Consider the following 21,373-nt stretch of genomic DNA (forward strand, 5'->3'; position numbering starts at 1 on the left):
CCCGAGGGCTGACGGATAATAGAGGCCATGCTTCGAAATATTATCCGGACTCGCCTGCAGAGCGTGCTTCAAAAACGTCCGCCAGGTTCTGGCGGTCTTTGGCGCAAGCGTGCCCTCATTCTTGCAGGTGTCACCGTAGCTTTTTTTGTTCTTGGCCATCTTGGGGTGCGTTTTGTTTTGTGGCCTCAGATCGAAAAATCAAAACCATCCTTAGAGCGCTTAATGAGCGCTCGCTTAGGCGCCCAGGTCACGATGGATGCAGTGCAAGTTTCCTGGACCGGAATTCGTCCGAGCTTTGTGATTGAGGGATTGCGCTTTAACAATGCAAACACCACCACTCCACCCTTATTTATTCAAAATATCAACGGACAACTGAGTTGGCTATCGTTTTATCACCTAGCCCCTTACTTTCACGAGATCACATTTGATCAGGTTCAGCTGTATGCCCAACGAGATGCCAAAGGCGTAGTCTCAATTGCCGGAATTCCAATTCTTAAGAGTGCCGATAATTTTGCAGCTGGGAACTGGTTGCTTTCTCAAAATGACATTCAAATAAATAATGCGAAAATTTTCTGGGAAGACCAGCAAAGTCGAAAGCTCAAGACATCCATTGACATTCAAAATCTTCATCTAAGTAATGGCATTCGCAGTCATGAAGGCCAACTAGTTGCACAAACACCTTGGAGCCCAAGCCCAATCAAAATCCAGGCCGACTTTGTGCATCACATTGCTGGACAGGCAGGTGATTGGCAGGACTGGATTGGAAGTTTTTCATGGGATCTTGCCGAACTCAACCTCAGTCAGATTTCCAAAGACCTTAGTCTTCCGCAATATGACATGGCTGGCAAACTCAACTCCAAAGGCAGTTTGAAGCTTGATGGAGGAAGGGCCAATGGCGGACAAATGTCCCTAACAGCTGATCAGCTTAGAGTGCAACTAAACAAAGGTGAGGACCCCCTTGAGTTTGGGAGACTAGAGACCGATCTTGTGCAAGACACGGATGGCGGCCTCAACTCCATCACAACAAAAACCTTGTCATGGCGCAATATCGACAGCCCCGCTACCGCTCCACTTGATAAATTAAGCCCGATTACTTTCCGCTGGCGCCCACCAAAAAATGGTGGTGAGATTAAAGAGTTCGGCTTCTCATCACCCAAAATACAAGTGGAAGATATTGCACTCTTCGCACTCAATCTTCCGCTCCCGAAAAAGATTCATCAGTGGATCAAAATTTCTGAAGCAGATGGTGAGCTACAGAATTTGGATATGAATTGGTCTGAGAGCCAATCTGCCCTATCGGCCTTACCAATACCCGGCAATTGGTTTACCTCCAACAAGCTTGATTTCACTGTCAGCGCAAAGCTTAATGACATTAGCTTTACCGGGGTAAATAAATCAATGCCCTCAGCTTCACATTTGTCCGGCAACTTAGTCAGCAATCAGAAGCAAGGTAACTTTACGCTTGACTCCAGCAATCTTGAGTTGGAGATGGATGATTTTTTATCAGCCTCTGAAATTCAACTGGATCGCGCAAAAGGTGAACTTAGTTGGTCCAAGCAAAAAGGTGGCTGGCTCATCAATGCTAAGAAAATGCAGCTAAGCAACCCTGAAATTACAACCAATTTTGATCTCAGTTATCTCATTGGCGGACCTAAGCAGCCCGATCAAATGACGCTGGACATGGAGTTTGTTAAAGCTAACATCGCGACAGCCCATCGCTATCTGCCGGTCAATATTGATAAAGATACTAGGCAGTTTCTTAGTAAAGCATTTGAGGCGGGAGATATTCAGAATGGCTCCCTCCACATTAAGGGAGACCCCAATCTGGTTCCCTTCCCCGCAGGAACAGTTGGTGAACTTACCCTTCATCTCCCCATTTCAAAAGCAATCTACAAACCAGCGCCCTTGCTGCCAAAAAGCCAGGGGGTTTGGCAAGCTTTTACCAATGTCAGCGGTAATATTGACATTAAGCAAGCAAGCCTGAATGTTGGAATTGATAAAGCCAACTACAAAAAAGTGACTCTTACGAATGTCAAATCACAAATTCCTAATCTGAGCGCCAAAAATCTAACTGCATTGATCAATGGCTCGGTTGAAGGTGATGGCTCCGAAATACTGGAATACCTATTTACATCCCCAGTAGGTGTTCAGCAAGCCAATTTAGCCAAGAACCTCACTTTAAAAGGTCCAGTTAGCCTAGGCCTTGATTTAAAGATTCCCTTATCTGGAAGCGATGATGTCAATTTCGATGCAAAAATTATTCTCCCAGGAAATCAAGCGCAATGGGGAGAGGTTCCGCCGCTAGAAAATTTGAAGGGCAAAATAAGAATCACTGAAGTCAATCCGGAATTTGACAATGTCACTGCAAACTTTTTGGGTGGTGCCTTTAAAATTTCAAGCGCGCCCTCTACAGCAGGAAATTCCAGCTTCAGCATTGGCGGCGACATCAACGCTGGCTTTATTAAAGATTATGTTTCAGGCAATTTAAAATCTCGCGCCCATCCGGCACTGCTTTCAGCAATGAGCGGATCAGCAAAATATGAAGGCCTGATCAACTTTAATAAAGCCGGAAGTCAAACCAATCTGAAATTTGATTTGCGTAATTGGGCAAGCTCTGCTCCCGCTCCCGCTAAGAAAATAGCCGGAACCCCCATGTTCGGTGAATTCAACTTAAAAACTTACCCAGCAGGTAAAAGCAATCCCATCCATGCAGATTGGTCTGGAAAATTAGGGGATCAATATTTCATTCAAGGCAATCTGAATTCCGCCAATGATGTAAAAAATGCATTAGGCGTTGGATCTTTAGCGCCATTGCCACAACAAGGCACTTCGCTTCACTTAGCAAGCAATGAACTAGACCTCGATCAGTGGATAGAGTTTTTGGGCGCCGGAAAGAATAAGGTTGAGGCGAAAAAAACAGATGCCCCAGAAGAAGATATTCAAATCTCAGCACAGGTTAAAAAATTAATTGCTCTAGATCGAGATTGGGTCGACGTCAATTTACAGTCACAGAAAAAAAATTCGGTCTGGCAACTACGCCTCAATTCCCCTCAAATTGCTGGTCAAGCGCAATGGCACCCTATTAGCAGCGATCATCCTAGCGGATTGATTGCTGGGAGACTTGCGCGCCTGAAGCTGCCAGATCAACGCACACCCGCAGACCAATCTTCTAAAGAGAATGCTCCGCAAAAATCAGCAAGCCTTAAGACCCCCATAAGTCCAAATGCTATCCCCAGCCTAGATTTAACAATCGATGACTTGAGTTGGACTAAGGCAAAACTGGGCACAGTAAAGATTAAATCTAGAACCAGTCAGGACCTCCTGAAGGTCGAGTCTATTCAGATTAATAACCCACAAGGCAATTCAACAATTAAAGGCCAATGGAGTGCGCGCAATCAAAACGCTGCCGAGCAGAGCTCTGTGACCGTTGATATGAATATCAAAGATGCGGGCCAAATCATTACCCACTGGAGCAGTGAGAAGCCCGTGGAAGGCGGCGAAGGAACACTCAACGCGTCGCTCTCATGGTCCGGCCCACTCTTTGCACCAGCCTATGATTCATTGGCTGGTGATGTCAGCATCAACCTAACCAAAGGTCGCCTACTCGAAGTCAATACTGATGGAGCAAAGTTACTAGACGTTCTGAGTCTGCAAAGTTTATTTAGATTTGCCACTTTTGACTTAAAGGGTAGCCTGGGTAACTTGGCAACTAAAGGTACGCCTTTTAACTCGATCAATAGCAACTTTGAGATCGCGAAGGGAATTGCACAAACCAAGCAATTCACAATGATTCTGGATCAAGCGCGTGTAGCCATGACTGGTCAAATTAATATTCCAGAACAAACACAAGATCTTCGCGTTACCATCTTCCCAACAATTGATGCCACCGCTGGTTCACTAGCGGCATTTGCGATCAACCCTATCCTCGGCCTAGGAGCGGTAGTGGGTCAGTACCTCATTACCAATCAAATTAATCGCACATTACAAACGGATTACTTGATTCAGGGCTCTTGGGATAATCCGGAGGTGATTCCGCTTGATCAAAAGGGTCAACCACTTGATGCGAAGACGCTAGATACGATTCGCTCTAAAAATCTTTTAAAAGAGCAAACAAAACCTAGCTTACCCAATTCTGCGCCCGCAAGTCCACCAATAAACCAAAGTCTTTCTACCCAAATGCCAGGCTAAGCACATCAACATGCCAAGAAACTCTTCTGAACTCAGCATAGCCTCGATACAAATGGTATCGACCCCAAGCCTCAGTGAGAATCTTGAAGTTGCTGCACGCTTAACTAAAGCAGCCGCGGATAGCGGGGCTCACCTTGCTGTTCTCCCGGAATATTTTTGTTTGATGGGTTTGAAAGATACTGATAAGGTGGATGCGAGAGAAGCTGCAGGATCAGGCCCAATTCAAGAGCGCCTTGCAGCGATGGCACAAGAAAATAATATATTCCTCGTTGCTGGCACCATTCCCCTGGAGGCAAAAGAGTCAAACAAAGTTCTCAATACCTCCTTGGTATTTGATCCTCAAGGCAAGCAAATCGCTCGATACGACAAAATTCATTTGTTTGGCTTTCAGACTGCAACTGAGCGTTACGAGGAATCTGAAACGATTGCTGCAGGCAGTCAACCAGGTCAGTTTGCAATCAAGCTCAATGAAGTGGACTGGCGTTTTGGTTTAAGCATATGTTACGACCTACGTTTTCCAGAGCTCTATCGCTCCCTTGGGCAAGTCGATTGCCACATCATTCCTGCTGCGTTTACCTACACTACCGGCAAAGATCATTGGGAAATTCTGCTGCGCGCACGCGCTATTGAAAACCAATGCTATGTCCTAGCTTCAGCCCAAGGCGGCATTCATCTTAATCAGCGCCGCACCTGGGGTGAGAGCATGCTCATTGATCCTTGGGGGGAGATATTGAGTAAGCTTCCCGAAGGCGAGGGCTTTATTCAAGGCACGCTCAGCAAAGATAAATTAAACGAGGTACGCTCTAAGCTACCCGCACTAAAACACCGCAAGCTTTAATACAGAAAGTTCAGCTAAATCAAGATGAGAGCACCAGAAGCATTATTTCCGAGCGATTGGACTAAACCCAAGAAGCAGGCTGACCTTCTTAAGCTGGCTAAATCCATTCTGCTTGAACCAACCGGCCTTTCTGAGCAAGATTTGCATCACACCTTCGGCAATATGTTTACGCACCAGCTCGACGATGCTGACCTTTACTTCCAACATACCCGCAGTGAGAGCTGGAGTCTTGAGGAAGGCATTGTGAAATCCGGTAGTTTCAGTATTGATCAAGGCGTTGGTGTCCGTGCGATTTATGGCGATAAAACTGCCTTTGCCTATTCCGATGAAATTAATTTAGAGGCCCTCAACAAGGCAGCTAAATCCACTAGAGTGATTGGGCCTCAAGGCGGGACACGTGCTGTTGCGAGCAAAATATTTACGCCCGTTTCCAACGGACTCTACTCAGATATAAATCCCCTGGACTCACTCGCGCCACAAGAAAAAATTGCTTTACTAGAAGGTATTGAGCGTCGTGCAAAAGCCCGTGATCCCCGCATCATTCAGGTGATGGCTAGCCTAGCTGGCGAGTTTGATGTGGTGCTCGTAGTTCGAGCTGATGGCCTACTGGCTGCCGACGTACGTCCACTAGTGCGAGTATCAGTACATGTGATTGCAGAGCAAAATGGTCGTCGAGAATCTGGATCTTCGGGCGGGGGCGCTCGTCATGATTACCACTACTTCAACAACGAACTCATTAATCAATATGTTGATGAAGCTGTTGATGGTGCGCTGATTAATCTAGACTCTCGCCCTGCTCCTGCCGGCCCAATGACCGTAGTCATGGGGCCCGGATGGCCTGGAGTGTTACTACATGAAGCCGTAGGTCATGGCCTTGAAGGTGACTTTAATCGCAAGGGTTCATCTGCTTTTGCTGGCTGTATCGGACAGCGCGTTGCGGCTAAGGGTGTCACAGTAGTTGATGATGGGACGCTATCCGGTCGCCGTGGTTCACTCAATATCGATGATGAGGGAACGCCTACACAGTGCACAACTCTCATTGAAGACGGCATTTTGAAGGGTTACATTCAAGATAGTCTCAATGCCAGACTCATGAATATGCCGCTCACCGGCAATGGACGGCGCGAGAGTTTTGCTTCCCTACCAATGCCGCGCATGACAAATACCTACATGCTGGCTGGCAAGGATGATCCCCAAGAAATCGTAGCCAGCATCAAACGCGGTCTCTATGCGGTGAACTTTGGAGGCGGCCAAGTCGACATTACTAGCGGTAAATTCGTGTTTTCAGCTTCAGAAGCCTATTGGGTAGAAAACGGCAAAATTCAATATCCGGTTAAAGGTGCCACCATCATTGGTAGCGGTCCGGAGTCCCTAAAACAGGTCTCCATGATCGGAAATGACCTGAAATTAGACGGCGGCATTGGGGTTTGCGGCAAAGAAGGTCAAAGCGTCCCCGTGGGTGTTGGGCAGCCCACTTTACGTATCGACAGCCTGACTGTCGGAGGAACCGCTTAATACGGCTTAAAATAGCCGTATGAGCCAACAAAATACTAATCCCGCAAACTGGTACGCTGCCGTCGACAAAACGTCAGACACGGATGATCAACGCATTCACAACATTACTGTTCTGCCACCACCAGAACATTTAATTCGCTTCTTCCCAATCTCGGGAACACCTACCGAAGCACTCATTAGCAAGACACGTAAAAAGATTCGCGACATCATTCACGGAAAAGATGATCGCCTTCTCGTCATCATCGGACCTTGCTCGATTCATGATCCACGCGCGGCACTAGAGTATTGCCAACGACTGCTTGCTGAGCGCGATCGCTTTGCTGGTGAACTCGAAATTGTGATGCGCGTCTATTTTGAAAAGCCACGGACTACTGTTGGTTGGAAGGGTTTGATTAACGACCCATACTTAGATGAGAGCTATCGCATTGAAGAAGGTTTGCGAATTGCCCGTCAAGTGTTGATGGAAATTAATCGCCTTGGTATGCCTGCAGGCAGTGAATTCTTGGATGTGATTTCTCCGCAATACATTGCTGACCTGATTTCTTGGGGCGCCATCGGAGCACGTACAACAGAAAGTCAAGTTCACCGTGAACTTGCTTCAGGCCTGTCTGCACCAATCGGATTTAAGAATGGCACCGACGGCAATATTAAGATTGCTACCGATGCAATTCAAGCAGCTAGCCGCCCACACCATTTCTTATCAGTACACAAAAATGGTCAGGTTTCTATTGTGGAAACTAAAGGCAATAAAGACTGTCACGTTATTTTGCGCGGTGGTAAAGAGCCTAACTATGAAGCGCAATATGTTCAAGCAGCCTGCTCTGAGCTAGAAGCAGCCAAGCTTCCAGCCAGTTTGATGGTTGACTTGTCGCATGCAAACTCTAGCAAAAAACATGAGCGTCAAATTGTGGTAGCAGAAAATATTGCCGAGCAAATTGAATCTGGCTCACATCAAATTTTCGGCGTAATGATTGAGAGCCACCTGAATGATGGCGCTCAGAAGTTTTCGCCTGGAAAGGATGATCCGAGTAAGTTGGAGTATGGCAAAAGTATTACTGATGCCTGCATTAACTGGGAAGACTCAGTTAATGTATTGCAACGCTTAGCTTTGGCCGTAAAGAATCGCAGAAAAGCGAAGAAATAAAAAGCTGTGAAATAAAGCGATGCTGCTTTATTGAATCAAAAAGAGACTAATTTATTTAGTCTCTTTTTTTTCGTGCTTCCAAAGAACGTCTTGACCACCAGCCGCACGATTGAGTACACGCGCCAATACAAACAAGAGATCGGACAAGCGATTGACGTATTGACGGGGTGAGTCATACAGAGGCTCTTCCCAACCTAAACGCACAATCGAACGTTCGGCACGCCGGCAAACTGTTCGGCATACGTGAGCCTGAGCGGCAGCACGCGTTCCACCCGGGAGAATAAATTCAGTTAAAGGGGGCAAAGTGGCATTGTATTTTTCAAGCCAAACATCTAACTGAGCGACATGCTCTGGTTTGAGCAAGGTGTAATTGGGAATGCAAAGCTCGCCACCCAAATCAAATAAATCATGCTGCACTTGCAAAAATAAAGCTTTTAACTCTTCAGCCAGACTCTCAGGGATCGATTCCGTCATCAAAACACCGATTTCGGAGTTCAATTCATCCACGTCTCCCATGGCGCAGATCCGCAAATGATCCTTTTCTACTCGGCTACCATCGCCAAGCCCGGTCATACCTGCATCACCAGTTCTGGTGGCTATTTTTGAAAGTCGATTTCCCATAAAACTAATTATAGGTAAATGGCTAAAATGATTCCTATGAATATGGTGACCCCACCCCCCGAGCTCGCGGCTATTACCGCCCTTCAATCCAAATTGGTATCGGCCCTGCGCCCCATCCTCCCGGAGCATGCTTTGCTATGGGAGCCTGAGGACACGATTCCCTACGAATGTGACGGCTTAGCAGCCTATCGACGCATGCCGCTGGCAGTTGCCCTTCCAGAGACTGAGGAGCAGGTTGCTCAGATTTTGAAGATTTGCTTTGAGATGCAAGTCCCCATCGTCCCACGCGGGTCTGGTACGGGCCTATCTGGTGGTGCTATGCCAATTTCTCAGGGTTTAGTGCTCTCACTAGCTAAGCTCAAAAAGATCGTCAGTATTGATCCTTTCACCAGAACTGCGGTGGTGCAACCAGGTGTACGGAATTTAGCCATTTCCGAAGCAGTTGCCCATCTTGGCCTCTATTACGCTCCAGATCCATCATCACAGATTGCCTGCTCTATTGGCGGCAATGTAAATGAAAACTCTGGTGGTGTGCACTGCCTCAAATATGGACTCACGCTTCACAACGTATTAAAAGTTCGTGGCATTTTGATGAACGGCGAGATTGTGGAATTTGGCAGTCTTGCTCCAGACTCCCCGGGACTTGATTTATTAGCAATCGTGATGGGTAGCGAAGGAATGCTTGCAGTAGTCACTGAAGTTACGGTGAAGCTCATTGCTAAGCCAAAATTGGCACGCGTCATCATGGCCAGTTTTGACGATATTGAAAAAGGTGCAGATGCAGTTGCTGCCATCATTGCCGCCGGCATTATTCCCGCCGGCTTAGAAATGATGGATAAAGCCACCACTCGTGCAGTAGAAGAATTTGTTCACGCAGGGTATGACCTTGAAGCTGAGACCATTCTCCTGTGCGAGTCAGATGGAACGCCTGAAGAGGTGGCAGAAGAAATTGAGCGCATGACTAAAGTACTGGAACTAGCTGGCGCTAGTGGTATTCAGATTTCTCAAAATGAAGCTGAGCGCTTGAAGTTTTGGAGCGGGCGCAAGAATGCCTTCCCTGCAGCAGGACGCTTAGCACCTGATTACTACTGCATGGATGGGACAATCCCACGCAGAAATATTGGTACTCTACTAAGACGCATTCAGGGCATGGAAAAGAAATATGGTCTTGCCTGCTTGAACGTATTTCATGCGGGTGATGGCAATATGCACCCACTCATTTTATTTAATGGTGCTGACCAAGAAGAGTGGCACCGTGCCGAAGAGTTTGGCACTGAAATTTTAGAAGCCTGTGTTGAGCTCGATGGCACGATTACTGGTGAGCATGGTGTTGGCATTGAAAAGATTAACTCCATGTGTGTTCAATTCGGCGAAGGTGAACGTGAATCTTTCTGGGGCGTTAAAGCCGCATTTGACCCAGAAAAACTCCTCAACCCCGATAAAGCCATACCGACTTTAAATCGCTGCGCTGAATATGGTCGTATGCGCATTAGTGGCGGCAACTTACCGCATCCAGAGTTGGAGCGCTTTTAATGTCTACAGCCAACAATATGCACATTGATTTATTTCGCGAACAGATTCTGGCGGCAGCTAAAAATAAAACACCTCTATCAATTGAAGGTGGTGGCACGAAGTCTTGGTATGGCAATGCCAATTCCTATGCCAAGTTAGATACCCGTCCTTACTCTGGCATCTTGGAGTACCAGCCTGAAGAGTTGGTGATTACGGCTTGTGCCGGTACACCTTTAAAGGAAATTGAAGCAGCTCTGGCTGAGAAGAATCAAGTGCTGGCTTTTGAACCACCCCACTTTGGTGATGCCGCTACTTTTGGTGGTGCCATTGCCGCAGGCCTAGCAGGGCCAGGCCGAATTAGCGTTGGCAATTTACGTGACTTTGTTCTTGGTGCACGCATTCTGGATGGCAAAGGCCAAGATTTATCTTTTGGTGGCAAGGTTATGAAGAACGTAGCTGGATATGATGTTTCACGCTTGCTGCCAGGGTCCATGGGAACTTTGTCGCTATTGCTCGAGGCCTCCGTAAAGGTACTGCCACGACCAGCCGCCACAACATCTCTTCGCTGCAACATCACTCAAGCACGCGCACTGCAACTTTTAAATGAATGGGCGGGACAACCTCTGCCACTATCAGCTAGCTGCTGGATAGGAAGCCCAAAAGGTGGCGATGGTGAACTCACTATTCGTTTAGCTGGAGCAGCTGCAGCAGTAAAAGCCGCGATACCTTTGATGGGCGCAGCAGTCAATGCAACAGAATTAGATCCTCAAGTTGCTTCAGAATTTTGGGCTGCTTTGCGCGAACAGCAACTCCCTGTTTTCTCAAAACTCAGCAGTGATGAGACTTTGTATCGTTTGGCGCTTCCTGCTGCCTGCGGACCGCTGACTCTTGAGCATACGAGTGGCGATATTGCTTTGGAATGGCATGGTCAACAACGTTGGTTTGCTGCACCCAGTGATGATGCTAGCTTTGCATCTATTAAAGCTTTAGCTACTGCCAATGGTGGACATGCCACTCGCTTTAAACAGGGAAGCAATGTTGATTTAAATAAACAACGCTTTACCCTTCTGAGTGAGCAAGCACACTCAACTGCTTTAGAGGCAGTACAAGCACGCCTAAGAGCCGCCTTTGATCCAGCAGGCGTATTTGCTACTTCACGCCTTCCTTAATTCTCTATATGCAAACTCAACTCGCCCCCCAATTCGCCAATACCCCAGAAGGTATAGAGGCCGCCAGAATTCTTGGAAAATGCGTGCACTGTGGCTTCTGCACTGCCACTTGCCCTACGTATCAAATTCTGGGCGATGAACTCGATGGGCCACGTGGTCGCATCTACTTAATCAAACAGATTGCAGAAGGCCAAGTCCCGACTGAAAAAACACGCATGCATTTAGATCGCTGCCTGACTTGCCGCAATTGTGAAAGCACTTGCCCAAGTGGCGTGCAATATGGCAACTTAGTCGATATCGGCCGCAAGTGGGCAGAAGAAAATACCCCTGAGCGCCCCATTGGTCAACGACTCACGCGCTGGGCACTTAAGGAAGGTTTAACTAGCCCGAAGTTATTTAATTCAGCAATGGCAATTGGTCGCTTAGTTCGCCCACTCATGCCCACCGGTATCCAACGCAAGATTCCGGAAGCAAAAAGTAAAGCCCTATCAAGCACTACCGATCCTTACGCTAGGCCACAAGCAAGTCACTCTCGCAAGATGCTTTTGCTCGAGGGATGCGTCCAACCAGGCATGTTGCCGAACATAAACTCAGCCACCGCACGCGTTTTAGATGCGCTCAAGATTCAGTTGATTAGCGCGCCCAATGCTACCTGCTGTGGCGCATTGCGTTACCACCTAAATGATCAAGCTGGTGGCCTAGATAACGCCAAGCAAAATATTGATGCCTGGTGGCCTCAAGTTGAGCAAGGTGTAGAAGCCATTGTGATGACCGCCTCTGGTTGTGGTGTCATGGTCAAAGACTATGGGCACTTATTTGCAAATGATCCGCAATATGCTGCTAAAGCAAAAAAGATCTCCGATCTCACCAAAGATATTTCAGAAATCTTGCCAGCACTTGAGGGTGAACTTATTTCTCTTGTAGGATCAGATCCAAAGCCTGGCGTGGTATATCACCCGCCCTGCACACTACAACATGGCCAACAAATTCGAGGCAAGGTTGAAGGTCTTTTGACTAGTATCGGGATTGGCGTTCGACTCTGTGCTGATAGCCATCTGTGCTGCGGCTCAGCGGGAACTTATTCGGTTACTCAACCAGAGCTATCAGAGCAATTGCGCAAAAATAAACTTGCGCACCTAAATGCCGCTTGTGAAGAATCGGGTGCCGAGGTGATTGTTTCTGGAAATATTGGTTGCATCACTCATCTTCAGCAAGATGACACTCCTGTGCTGCATTGGATCGAGATTGTTGATCAGCTCGTTAGTCAACCAGGCCGAACTAAATAATGAGTCAAGTTACTGCCAACCTGATGTTGGTAAAGCAAAGACTGGAGTTGGCAGCGTTGGCAGCCAAACGTGAGCCTGAAGATATTCAACTACTTGCGGTAAGCAAAACCTTTCCTCCTACGGCAGTCGAGGAGGCAATGCATGCCGGGCAAACCGCTTTTGGCGAGAACTACGTACAAGAAGGTGTTGAGAAAATTCAGTGGCTGGCCAAATTGCGTCCTTGGCTGGAGTGGCACTTCATTGGCCCACTGCAAAGCAATAAGACACGCGATGTCGCAGAACACTTTGATTGGGTTCACAGTATCGATAGACTGAAAATTGCTGAACGTCTATCTAGCCAGCGCGGAGAGTTTCCAGACTTAGGCGACTTGCAAGTGTGTATTCAAATCAATGTAAGCGCAGAAGATTCCAAAAGTGGTATCGCTCTTGATGAAGTAGAGGTGCTCTGCGATGCAGTCGCCAAATTGCCCAATCTTGTTCTTCGCGGACTCATGGCCATCCCTGCGCCCAGCGAAGATGTGGGACAACAACGCCAAGCCTTTGCGGCAGTCAGAGAGTGTTTTGCTGGGATTAAAGCAAAGCATAGTCATGATCTTGGGTATGATTTCTTTGACACCCTCTCCATGGGAATGTCGGATGATATGGAAGCGGCTATTGCTGAAGGTAGCACCATGGTACGTATAGGAAGCGCCATTTTTGGGAAGCGCGATAAGATAAAAGTATGAGCACACAACAAACAAACCAACATGCCCACATCACCTTTATTGGTGGTGGCAATATGGGTCGCGCATTAATTAGTGGATTACTCGCTAATGGTTTTGAAGCCAATCAACTCTCTGTAGTCGAGGCTAACGCCAGCACTGGCCTGCAATTACATCAAGATTTTGGTGTGCAGATTATTGGCGCCTTAGACCAAATCGCCTTTGATTTTTCTAAGAACAATGTCGTAGTGATGGCTATCAAGCCTCAGGATTTCAATGTAGTTGCAAAATCCCTGAGTGCCAAGCTCAAACATGCAACAGCACCTGGCCCGTTGATCCTCAGCATTGCTGCAGGTATCCGCCTTAAAGACATGAGTCGCTGGCTTGACCACGAGCGTTGCGTTCGCGCTATGCCAAATACCCCCGCCCTCATTGGTAAAGGCATTACCGGCTTATTTGCAGATGCTGCAGTCAATACATCCGATCGCGCCCTAGCTGAAACTATTTGCAACGCAGTTGGGCAGGCGGTCTGGGTCCATGAAGAAAAGCTGATGGATGCTGTGACCGCAGTATCTGGAAGTGGTCCTGCCTATGTTTTTGCTTTCTTAGAAGCCATGCAATCAAGCGGCGAGAAGCTTGGGCTTGATGCGACTACCGCTCGCAAACTAGCCTACGCCACTTTGGAAGGGGCCACACAGCTTGCCCATAACTCCGACGAGCATGCGGGCGTATTGCGCGAGCGAGTTACCTCAAAGGGCGGTACAACCGCTGCTGCACTCGATATGCTGAAGCAACTTGATTGGCATGGCGCACTGGAAAAAGCGATTGATGCTGCCAGTCAACGTGGCAAAGCCATGGGTGATGAACTAGGCAAGAGCTAAAAGCGAGCCAGGCCCAATAGGATTCCTAGAAATAGGAATCCACCCAGCCAGTTGTTGTGACGAAATGCTTTAAAGCATTCTTCGCGCTTGCGAGTAGAAACCAATTTGAGGTGATATACAGCGCAAGCTAGAGCCAAGCACCAACCCACCCAAAAGTAGTTGCTGAGGTTTGCCAACTGCGCAACCCAAACCTGACTCAGAAACAGCACACCGTAGCTCAGGGCAATTGCGATCACATCAAAGCGGCCAAATGTGATGGCTGAGGTTCTCAAACCTAAACGTAAATCATCATCACGATCAACCATGGCATAAGCGGTGTCATAGGCGATAGCCCAGAAGATATTACCAATAAATAAAATCCAAGCTTCTGCTGGTATGAAATCCAACACTGCGGCATACGCCATCGGAATCCCAAAGCCAAAGGCAATGCCAAGTACTGCCTGCGGAATAGCAAAAAAGCGCTTGGTAAAGGGATAGAGAACCGCAACTGCCAACGCAAAGAAAGAAAGTTCTTTGGTGAGTGCATTTAAAGGTTGAATCAGTAGGAAGGCCATTAGCGCAAGAGTGCCAGCTACCAGCAAGGCCTCTTTTCCAGAAATCTTGCCACTGGTAATGGGGCGATCTTTAGTTCTCAAGACATGGCGATCAAAATCTTGATCTGCGTAGTCATTGATGGCGCAGCCCGCGCTACGCATTAGAAACGTTCCCAAGGTAAAAATAATCAGGAGATGCCATTCAGGAAAGCCACCGCTCGCTAGCCAAAGCGCCCACAAAGTTGGCCACAATAACAATAGCGTTCCAATTGGCTTATCCAAACGGATCAAGTAGGCGTAAGCAACAATACGATCATGCATCAGAGAAAAGCTCTTTCCATATTCATAGCTAAATTATCAAGCCTTTAAAAATTCTGTGCGAGATCCAAGCCAACGCTCAAGATGTCTTTCCACTAGATCACTATGTTCGGCTAGCAAACGCTCTGCTGCAGTTTGCGCTAACTCAATCAGCCAGGCATCGTGCTGAAGATCTACAAATCGTAACATCGCATCGCCTGATTGCTTTGCCCCCAGCAACTCACCGGGACCACGTAGCGATAAGTCGCGTTCTGCAATCACAAATCCGTCTGAAGTTTCTCGTAAGGTTTGTAAGCGCTCTTTAGCCGCCAAAGATAAGGGCTCTGCATACATCAAGATGCAAACTGAATCTGCTGAACCGCGCCCTACGCGTCCCCGCAACTGATGAATCTGCGCATAACCAAAACGTTCCGCATGCTCGATCACCATCAGTGCTGCGTTGGGCACATCAACCCCAACCTCAATCACAGTGGTTGCAACTAAGAGCTGGATTTCATTGGCTTTAAAGGCTGCCATTACCGCAGCCTTCTCTTCACTCTTTAAGCGGCCATGCACTAAACCCACTTTGAAATTAGGCAACGCTTGCGTGAGCTGCTCAAAACTTTCAACGGCTGTTTGTAATTGCAATACCTCAGACTCTTCAATCAAAGGACAAACCCAATAGGCTTGCAATCCCTTAGTAAGCCAGTCATGTAGACCACCAATCACCTCATCTCTTCGTGCCGCCTTCACCACCTTAGTAGCAATAGGTTTACGCCCTGGAGGTAATTCATCAATGACAGAGACATCCAGGTCAGCGTAATAGGTCATCGCCAAGGTCCGAGGAATCGGGGTAGCCGACATCATTAATTGGTGACAATAAAATAATTCAGAACCAACCCGTTGCTGAATTTCTAAACGCTGCCTGACTCCAAAGCGATGTTGCTCATCAATCACTGCTAGACCCAACTTAGCAAAACTCACCTTATCCTGAATAAGGGCATGAGTACCAATAATGAGTTGAGCTTCACCGCTCTCAATGATTTCTTGTGCAAGTCTTTTTTCCTTGGCTTTCAAACTGCCAGAGAGCCACGCAATCTGCACCCCCAAAGGCTCAAACCACTCCTGCATTTTGAGATAGTGCTGCTCCGCCAGAATTTCCGTAGGCGCCATGATGGCGGCCTGATAGCCATGATCCATTGCACGCGCAGCAGCCAATGCCGCAATCACTGTTTTTCCGCTACCCACATCACCTTGCAATAAGCGATTCATTGGGAAGTTATTGGATAGATCAAGTCCAATCTCAGACCAAACACGAGCTTGAGCACCAGTGAGCTTGAACGGCAGTACTTTCAGTAAGCCATCTTCAATACTGGTAGTTTTTTGTGCTTCATTCTCAAAGCTAGGGGCGCGTCTTTCCCTTCGAATAGCATGGGCCCGCTTTAAAGAAATCTGCTGTGCGAGCAATTCTTCAAACTGCACACGGCGCCAAGCAGGATGAGTGCGCTCAAGTAATGACTGGGTATTGGCATCAGCAGGTGGCTTGTGCAAATAGGTGATTGCATCTTGCAGTGGCGGCCAATCATTACTTGGCAAAATTTCCGCCATGAGTTTGGTCGGCAAAAATTCTGCCAAGCTCTCTTTGAGGCTGGCGTCTTGCAGAGCCTTTAACACCGCCTTACGAATAATGGTTTGTGAGAGACCAGCGCTGGCTGGATATACCGGCGTTAAGCTAGCCGACAAGGGCGCTTCTGGCACAACAGCGCGGACGGTAGGATGCACCATCTCTGCGCCTTGATAGCCGTCCCGGACCTCTCCTCGCACCCGCACATGAGCGCCCACGGCCATTTGCTTTTGTTGGCTCGGGTAGAAGTTGAGGAATCGGAGCTGCAGCGAAGCAGTGTCATCCTCAATCGTGACTAAGAGCTGCCTTCTAGGCCGAAATGTGACCTGATTGCGAATCACAATGCCCTGGGTCTGGATGGAATGAAATCTTCCCAGCGCCAAAGCTTCCTCGATAGTGAAGAGCTCAGTCTCATCCTCGTAACGAGCGGGCAAGTGCAAAGCAAGTGCCATAGGGCTGTTTAAACCCATCTTTTCGAGTGCAGTTGGCGGTCGCTTAGTCGTCATCGTTAAAATCCAATACCTGATGGTAATGCTATGCAACTTTCCGACTTCAATTACGACCTCCCGCCCGAACTAATTGCCCAGCACCCCCTGGCCAATAGAACGGATAGCCGCCTCTTAGAGCTGAATGTAGAGGGGGGTAATGCCGCCCAATTGATCGATCGGCAGTTCCCCGACATTCTTAACCTTATCAAGCCTGGGGATTTACTCGTCTTTAATGACACCAAGGTCATACCCGCGCGCCTGCACGGCAAGAAGGAGACTGGCGGGAACGTTGAACTCCTGATTGAGCGTATCAGCGGAGATCAGCAGGCCTGGGTACAAATTCGAGCCTCCAAGGTTCCCAAGACGGGCAGCATTGTTCATGTGCATAACAAAGCAGGTGAAACCTTTCCCGTGGAAATGATTGGCTATGACGGCCGATTCTATGAAGTACGCTTCCCCGAGAATGTATTTGATTTACTTGAGCGCTTTGGCGAATTGCCACTACCCCCGTACATTGAACATCAGCCAGATCAAGAAGACGCTAATCGCTACCAAACCGTCGTCGCTAAAAATCCTGGCGCTGTCGCAGCTCCTACGGCAGGATTGCACTTTGACGAAGCTATTCTCAAGAAGCTCAATGAACTCGGGGTTCAGCAGGCTACCGTTACCCTTCATGTGGGCGCAGGTACTTTTACGCCGGTTCGCGAAGAAGACCTCAGCAAACACAAAATGCATTACGAGTGGTTTTCGGTTCCCGCAGAAACTATTGAAGCAATTGAGACTACTCACAAAGCAGGTGGCAGAGTCATTGCAGTCGGGACAACTAGCCTGCGTGCCCTAGAGAGTCAAGCTCAAAGCCAACAAGCCAGCGGCGAAACGAATTTATTCATTACGCCTGGCTACACATTTAAAACTGTGGATTGCTTGCTTACAAACTTTCATCTGCCAAAATCAACCTTATTAATGTTGGTGAGCGCCTTTGCCGGTGTAGACAATATCCGCAATGCCTATCAACATGCCATTCAAAATGAATATCGCTTTTTTAGCTACGGCGATGCGATGTTCTTAACTAGACAAGCTCATGACTAAACCCGTTCACTTCAATATCTTGGCACGCGACTCTGCGAGCCCTGCACGTCTTGGCCAGCTTGACCTTCCTCACGGTAGCGTACAAACACCGATCTTTATGCCGGTGGGAACTTATGGCACCGTGAAGGCGATGACCCCTCGGGATTTACATGAAGCTAAAGCTCAAATTATTTTGGGCAACACCTTTCATCTGTGGCTACGACCTGGTTTAGATGTCATTAAAAAACATGGCGGCTTACACCGCTTCATGGGCTGGGATAAGCCCATCCTTACTGACTCAGGTGGCTTTCAGGTCTTTAGCTTGGGAGCGCTGAGAAAAATTTCCGAAGAAGGTGTGACCTTTGCCTCCCCGATCAATGGCGATAAATTATTCATGTCGCCAGAAGTGTCGATGGAAATACAGGCGGTTCTCAATAGTGATATCGCCATGCAGTTTGATGAGTGCACCCCTTACGAAGTCAAAGGCCAAGCAACTTCAGAAAAAACTGCACGCGCTTCACTAGAAATGTCCTTACGTTGGGGCGATCGCTCCTTAAAACGCTTTCGCGAGCTCGAGACAGGCAATGGCCTTTTTGGCATCGTACAAGGTGGCATGTTTGGGAATTTGCGGGAATTTTCCTTAGATGCCGTCAGCCAACAGGGTTTTGATGGCATTGCCATCGGAGGCCTCTCCGTTGGCGAACCCAAACCCGAGTTTGAGCGCATTCTGAATTTCACAGCCCCCAAGCTGCCAGAGCATATGCCCCATTACTTAATGGGGGTTGGAACGCCTGAAGATCTGATGCTGGGCGTTAGCCTGGGGATCGATATGTTTGATTGTGTGATGCCGACTCGCAATGCCCGCAATGGCTGGCTGTTTACGCGCTTTGGCGACCTCAAACTGCGTAATTCAGGCTACAAGGATGATGATCGCCCTGTTGACCCTACCTGTGCCTGCTATACCTGCCAAAACTTCACTAGATCCTACTTAAACCACCTCCAAAAGGCGAATGAGATCCTCGGATCGCAGCTCAATACGATCCACAATCTCTCTTACTACCTCCAGCTGATGGAGGAGGTCAGAGAATCCCTCTCTAAAGACCGTTTTAGCGCCTATCGCGAGGAATTTCATCGGAATCGTCAACGCGGCGTAGAGCCCGGACAGGATTAATAGCCCCAGGGCAGTAAATCAGCCCTCAAAGCCCCATACAGTTTAGAATTGCGGGTTTACGGCTTAGCTCTAAAAAGCCTAAAACTGAAGCAGTTTCCAATTGGTAATTAATGGAGGTTTTGTATGTGGATTAGTAACGCTTTTGCCCAGGCTCCAGCCGCGGGTGCAGATTCCGGTGGCTTGATGAGCTTCCTTCCCCTTGTTTTGATGTTTGCAGTTTTGTACTTCATCATGATTCGCCCACAAATGAAGCGTCAAAAAGAAACTAAAGCAATGCTTGAGTCTTTATCTGTTGGCGACGAAGTAGTGACTGTTGGCGGCATTATCGGCAAAGTAACTGCATTGAAAGATCAAGTTGTTACTGTTGAAATTTCTGCTGGCACCGAAGTGCAGATGCAAAAAGGCGCCATCACAACAGTATTGCCAAAAGGCTCACTGAAGTCTGCTTAATACGTTTGTTTAAAAGTATCTCAATATGAATCGCTACCCTCTCTGGAAATACATAGTCATCCTATTTGCTTTATTAATCGGAGGACTATATTCATTGCCCAATTTCTACGGAGAGGCTCCAGCGGTTCAAGTCTCGTCCGCCAAGCCAACCATCAAGGTTGATTTGGCGACACAGTCTCGAGTCGAAAAGATTCTGACTGATGACAACATTAGCAACACTGGCATCTTCTTTGAATCTACAGGCAATGTAGGTTCGATCAAAATTCGTTTTAACAATACTGATATCCAATTGCGTGCACGCGACTTACTGCAACAAAAATTAAATATCGATCAAAACGAACCTAATTTCACAGTTGCATTAAATCTACTCTCGAACACACCAAGTTGGTTGAATGCACTTCATGCATTACCAATGCCGCTTGGTCTTGATTTACGTGGCGGTGTTTATTTTTTACTGCAAGTAGATATGAAAGGTGCGGTTCAAAAGAAGGTGACTTCTTTAGCAACCGATATCCGCAGCCAGTTACGCGACAAATCGATTCGCCAGCAAGGTATTGAGCGCGGCCCAGACTCCATCACTTTGACTTTCGGAAGTACTGAGGATGCTGAAAAGGCACGCTCTGTATTGATGACTAGCCAACCTGAACTCATTTGGCAAATTAAACCAACCGGCCTATCTCCTAAGTTAGTTGGGGAATTTAAACCGACTGCCTTGAAAGAAATTCAAGATAACGCAGTAAAACAAAATATTGTAACGCTGAATAAGCGTGTAAATGAATTGGCCGTTAAAGAGCCGGTCATTCAGCAGCAAGGCGCGGAACGTATTGTTGTTCAGTTGCCAGGCGTGCAAGATACTGCGCGCGCCAAAGACATTATCGGTCGTACTGCAACTCTTGAATCCAGACTAGCTGACCCAATCGTTTCCTCGATTGCTATTGGCGAGACTCCACCTCCAGGCATGGATGTTTTCCGCTTTGGCGAAACTCGCCAAGGTGTATTCAAAAAATCCGTCATCTTCAGTGGTGATCGCATTACCGATGCAAGCGCTGGCTTTGATCAAAACCAACGCCCTGCCGTCAATATCTCTTTAGATGCCGCTGGTGGTCGCGTGATGCAAGAAGTAACCCGCGAGAACATCGGTAAACCAATGGGCATGATCTTGTTTGAAAAAGGCAAAGGCGAGGTTCTCACGATTGCTACGATTCAAAGTGAGTTTGGCTCTAAGTTTCAGATTACTGGCCAAGCAACTACTGAAAGTGCAAATGACTTAGCGCTGCTGTTACGCGCAGGCTCATTAGCAGCTCCAATGGAAATCATTGAAGAGCGCACAATTGGACCAAGCCTTGGTGCAGAAAATATTGAAAAGGGCTTCAAATCCCTCATCATTGGTTTTGCCGCTATCTCCGTATTCATGATTGCCTACTACCTCTTGTTTGGCACCTTCTCAGTGGTAGCTCTGGCAGTGAACTTGCTACTCTTAATTTCCGTATTGTCGATGTTGCAAGCCACCCTGACTCTGCCAGGTATCGCTGCGATGGCTTTGGCACTCGGTATGGCGATTGACTCCAACGTCTTGATTAACGAACGTATTCGTGAGGAGCTGCGCAATGGCGCTGCCCCACAAACGGCGATCGCTGTTGGCTTTGATAAAGCTTGGGCAACCATCTTAGATTCAAACGTCACCACCTTAATTGCAGGTCTTGCATTACTCGCATTTGGCTCCGGCCCAATCAAAGGCTTTGCGGTAGTCCATTGCCTTGGTATTTTGACTTCAATGTTTTCAGCAGTCTTTTTCTCACGTGGCCTGGTTAACCTCTGGTACGGCAGAGGTAAAAAAGTTCAGAAACTCGCTATCGGCCAAGTTTGGCGTCCACAGGAGAAATAAGT

At 47.7% G+C, this 21,373-nt stretch carries 16 protein-coding genes; 13 read left to right on the forward strand and 3 right to left on the reverse strand.

Annotated elements, in window-relative coordinates:
* Positions 1 to 27: 27 nt before the first annotated feature.
* From ICN14_RS04985 to ICN14_RS05000, 4 genes are read left to right on the forward strand one after another with little or no spacing between them, the layout of a single operon-like run.
* Complete coding sequence (locus ICN14_RS04985) at positions 28 to 4,188, forward strand: YhdP family protein (RefSeq protein ID WP_216225369.1); 4,161 nt, start codon at positions 28 to 30, stop codon at positions 4,186 to 4,188.
* Positions 4,189 to 4,198: 10 nt separating this feature from the next.
* The gene (locus tag ICN14_RS04990; RefSeq protein ID WP_216225371.1) at positions 4,199 to 5,026 is read left to right on the forward strand and encodes a carbon-nitrogen hydrolase family protein; all 828 of its coding nucleotides are present in this window, start codon (positions 4,199 to 4,201) and stop codon (positions 5,024 to 5,026) included.
* Between the two features lie 24 nt (positions 5,027 to 5,050).
* Complete coding sequence (gene tldD / locus ICN14_RS04995) at positions 5,051 to 6,541, forward strand: metalloprotease TldD (protein ID WP_255535971.1); 1,491 nt, start codon at positions 5,051 to 5,053, stop codon at positions 6,539 to 6,541.
* 19 nt (positions 6,542 to 6,560) lie between these two features.
* Positions 6,561 to 7,685, forward strand: coding sequence for a 3-deoxy-7-phosphoheptulonate synthase (locus tag ICN14_RS05000; protein ID WP_216225373.1), 1,125 nt, complete (start codon positions 6,561 to 6,563; stop codon positions 7,683 to 7,685).
* Between the two features lie 51 nt (positions 7,686 to 7,736).
* Here ICN14_RS05000 and ICN14_RS05005 read toward each other — a convergent pair whose 3' ends face one another.
* The gene (locus ICN14_RS05005) at positions 7,737 to 8,306 is read right to left on the reverse strand and encodes a cob(I)yrinic acid a,c-diamide adenosyltransferase (protein ID WP_216225375.1); all 570 of its coding nucleotides are present in this window, start codon (positions 8,304 to 8,306) and stop codon (positions 7,737 to 7,739) included.
* Between the two features lie 27 nt (positions 8,307 to 8,333).
* Between ICN14_RS05005 and ICN14_RS05010 the strand changes: the two genes are divergently transcribed.
* From ICN14_RS05010 to proC, 5 genes are read left to right on the forward strand one after another with little or no spacing between them, the layout of a single operon-like run.
* Positions 8,334 to 9,839: an FAD-linked oxidase C-terminal domain-containing protein gene (locus ICN14_RS05010; RefSeq protein WP_370624826.1), complete on the forward strand. Its 1,506-nt coding sequence runs from the start codon at positions 8,334 to 8,336 to the stop codon at positions 9,837 to 9,839.
* Positions 9,839 to 10,987 carry a glycolate oxidase subunit GlcE gene (gene glcE, locus ICN14_RS05015; RefSeq protein WP_216225377.1) on the forward strand — a complete coding sequence of 383 codons (1,149 nt, stop codon included), beginning with the start codon at positions 9,839 to 9,841 and terminating at the stop codon, positions 10,985 to 10,987. Before ICN14_RS05010 ends, glcE begins: the two co-directional genes overlap by 1 nt.
* 8 nt (positions 10,988 to 10,995) lie before the next feature.
* Positions 10,996 to 12,273, forward strand: coding sequence for a glycolate oxidase subunit GlcF (gene glcF / locus ICN14_RS05020; protein WP_216225378.1), 1,278 nt, complete (start codon positions 10,996 to 10,998; stop codon positions 12,271 to 12,273).
* Positions 12,273 to 12,998: a YggS family pyridoxal phosphate-dependent enzyme gene (locus ICN14_RS05025; protein WP_216225380.1), complete on the forward strand. Its 726-nt coding sequence runs from the start codon at positions 12,273 to 12,275 to the stop codon at positions 12,996 to 12,998. Before glcF ends, ICN14_RS05025 begins: the two co-directional genes overlap by 1 nt.
* On the forward strand, positions 12,995 to 13,855 hold the full coding sequence (proC, locus tag ICN14_RS05030) for a pyrroline-5-carboxylate reductase (RefSeq protein ID WP_216225382.1): 861 nt from the start codon (positions 12,995 to 12,997) through the stop codon (positions 13,853 to 13,855). The genes ICN14_RS05025 and proC overlap by 4 nt, the downstream gene beginning before the upstream one ends.
* Here the strand turns inward: proC and ubiA are convergent.
* Both ubiA and recG read right to left on the reverse strand, forming a co-directional pair.
* Positions 13,852 to 14,709, reverse strand: coding sequence for a 4-hydroxybenzoate octaprenyltransferase (gene ubiA / locus ICN14_RS05035; protein WP_216225384.1), 858 nt, complete (start codon positions 14,707 to 14,709; stop codon positions 13,852 to 13,854). The two genes, proC and ubiA, sit on opposite strands and share 4 nt — an antisense overlap.
* Before the next feature lie 36 nt (positions 14,710 to 14,745).
* Positions 14,746 to 16,815 carry an ATP-dependent DNA helicase RecG gene (gene recG / locus ICN14_RS05040; protein WP_216225385.1) on the reverse strand — a complete coding sequence of 690 codons (2,070 nt, stop codon included), beginning with the start codon at positions 16,813 to 16,815 and terminating at the stop codon, positions 14,746 to 14,748.
* Between the two features lie 30 nt (positions 16,816 to 16,845).
* Here recG and queA point away from each other — a divergent pair, with 30 nt between their 5' ends.
* The 4 genes from queA to secD all read left to right on the forward strand — a co-directional run bounded on the left by queA (position 16,846) and on the right by secD (position 21,371).
* Positions 16,846 to 17,886 carry a tRNA preQ1(34) S-adenosylmethionine ribosyltransferase-isomerase QueA gene (queA, locus tag ICN14_RS05045; RefSeq protein WP_216225387.1) on the forward strand — a complete coding sequence of 347 codons (1,041 nt, stop codon included), beginning with the start codon at positions 16,846 to 16,848 and terminating at the stop codon, positions 17,884 to 17,886.
* A complete protein-coding gene (tgt, locus tag ICN14_RS05050) occupies positions 17,879 to 19,036 on the forward strand; it encodes a tRNA guanosine(34) transglycosylase Tgt (protein WP_216225389.1) in 1,158 nt (385 codons plus the stop codon). The genes queA and tgt overlap by 8 nt, the downstream gene beginning before the upstream one ends.
* A gap of 123 nt (positions 19,037 to 19,159) precedes the next feature.
* Positions 19,160 to 19,486, forward strand: coding sequence for a preprotein translocase subunit YajC (gene yajC, locus ICN14_RS05055; protein WP_216225392.1), 327 nt, complete (start codon positions 19,160 to 19,162; stop codon positions 19,484 to 19,486).
* Between the two features lie 25 nt (positions 19,487 to 19,511).
* The gene (gene secD / locus ICN14_RS05060) at positions 19,512 to 21,371 is read left to right on the forward strand and encodes a protein translocase subunit SecD (protein WP_216225394.1); all 1,860 of its coding nucleotides are present in this window, start codon (positions 19,512 to 19,514) and stop codon (positions 21,369 to 21,371) included.
* Positions 21,372 to 21,373: the final 2 nt, after the last annotated feature.

Source organism: Polynucleobacter sp. MG-27-Goln-C1, from assembly GCF_018881905.1.
Taxonomy (GTDB): domain Bacteria; phylum Pseudomonadota; class Gammaproteobacteria; order Burkholderiales; family Burkholderiaceae; genus Polynucleobacter.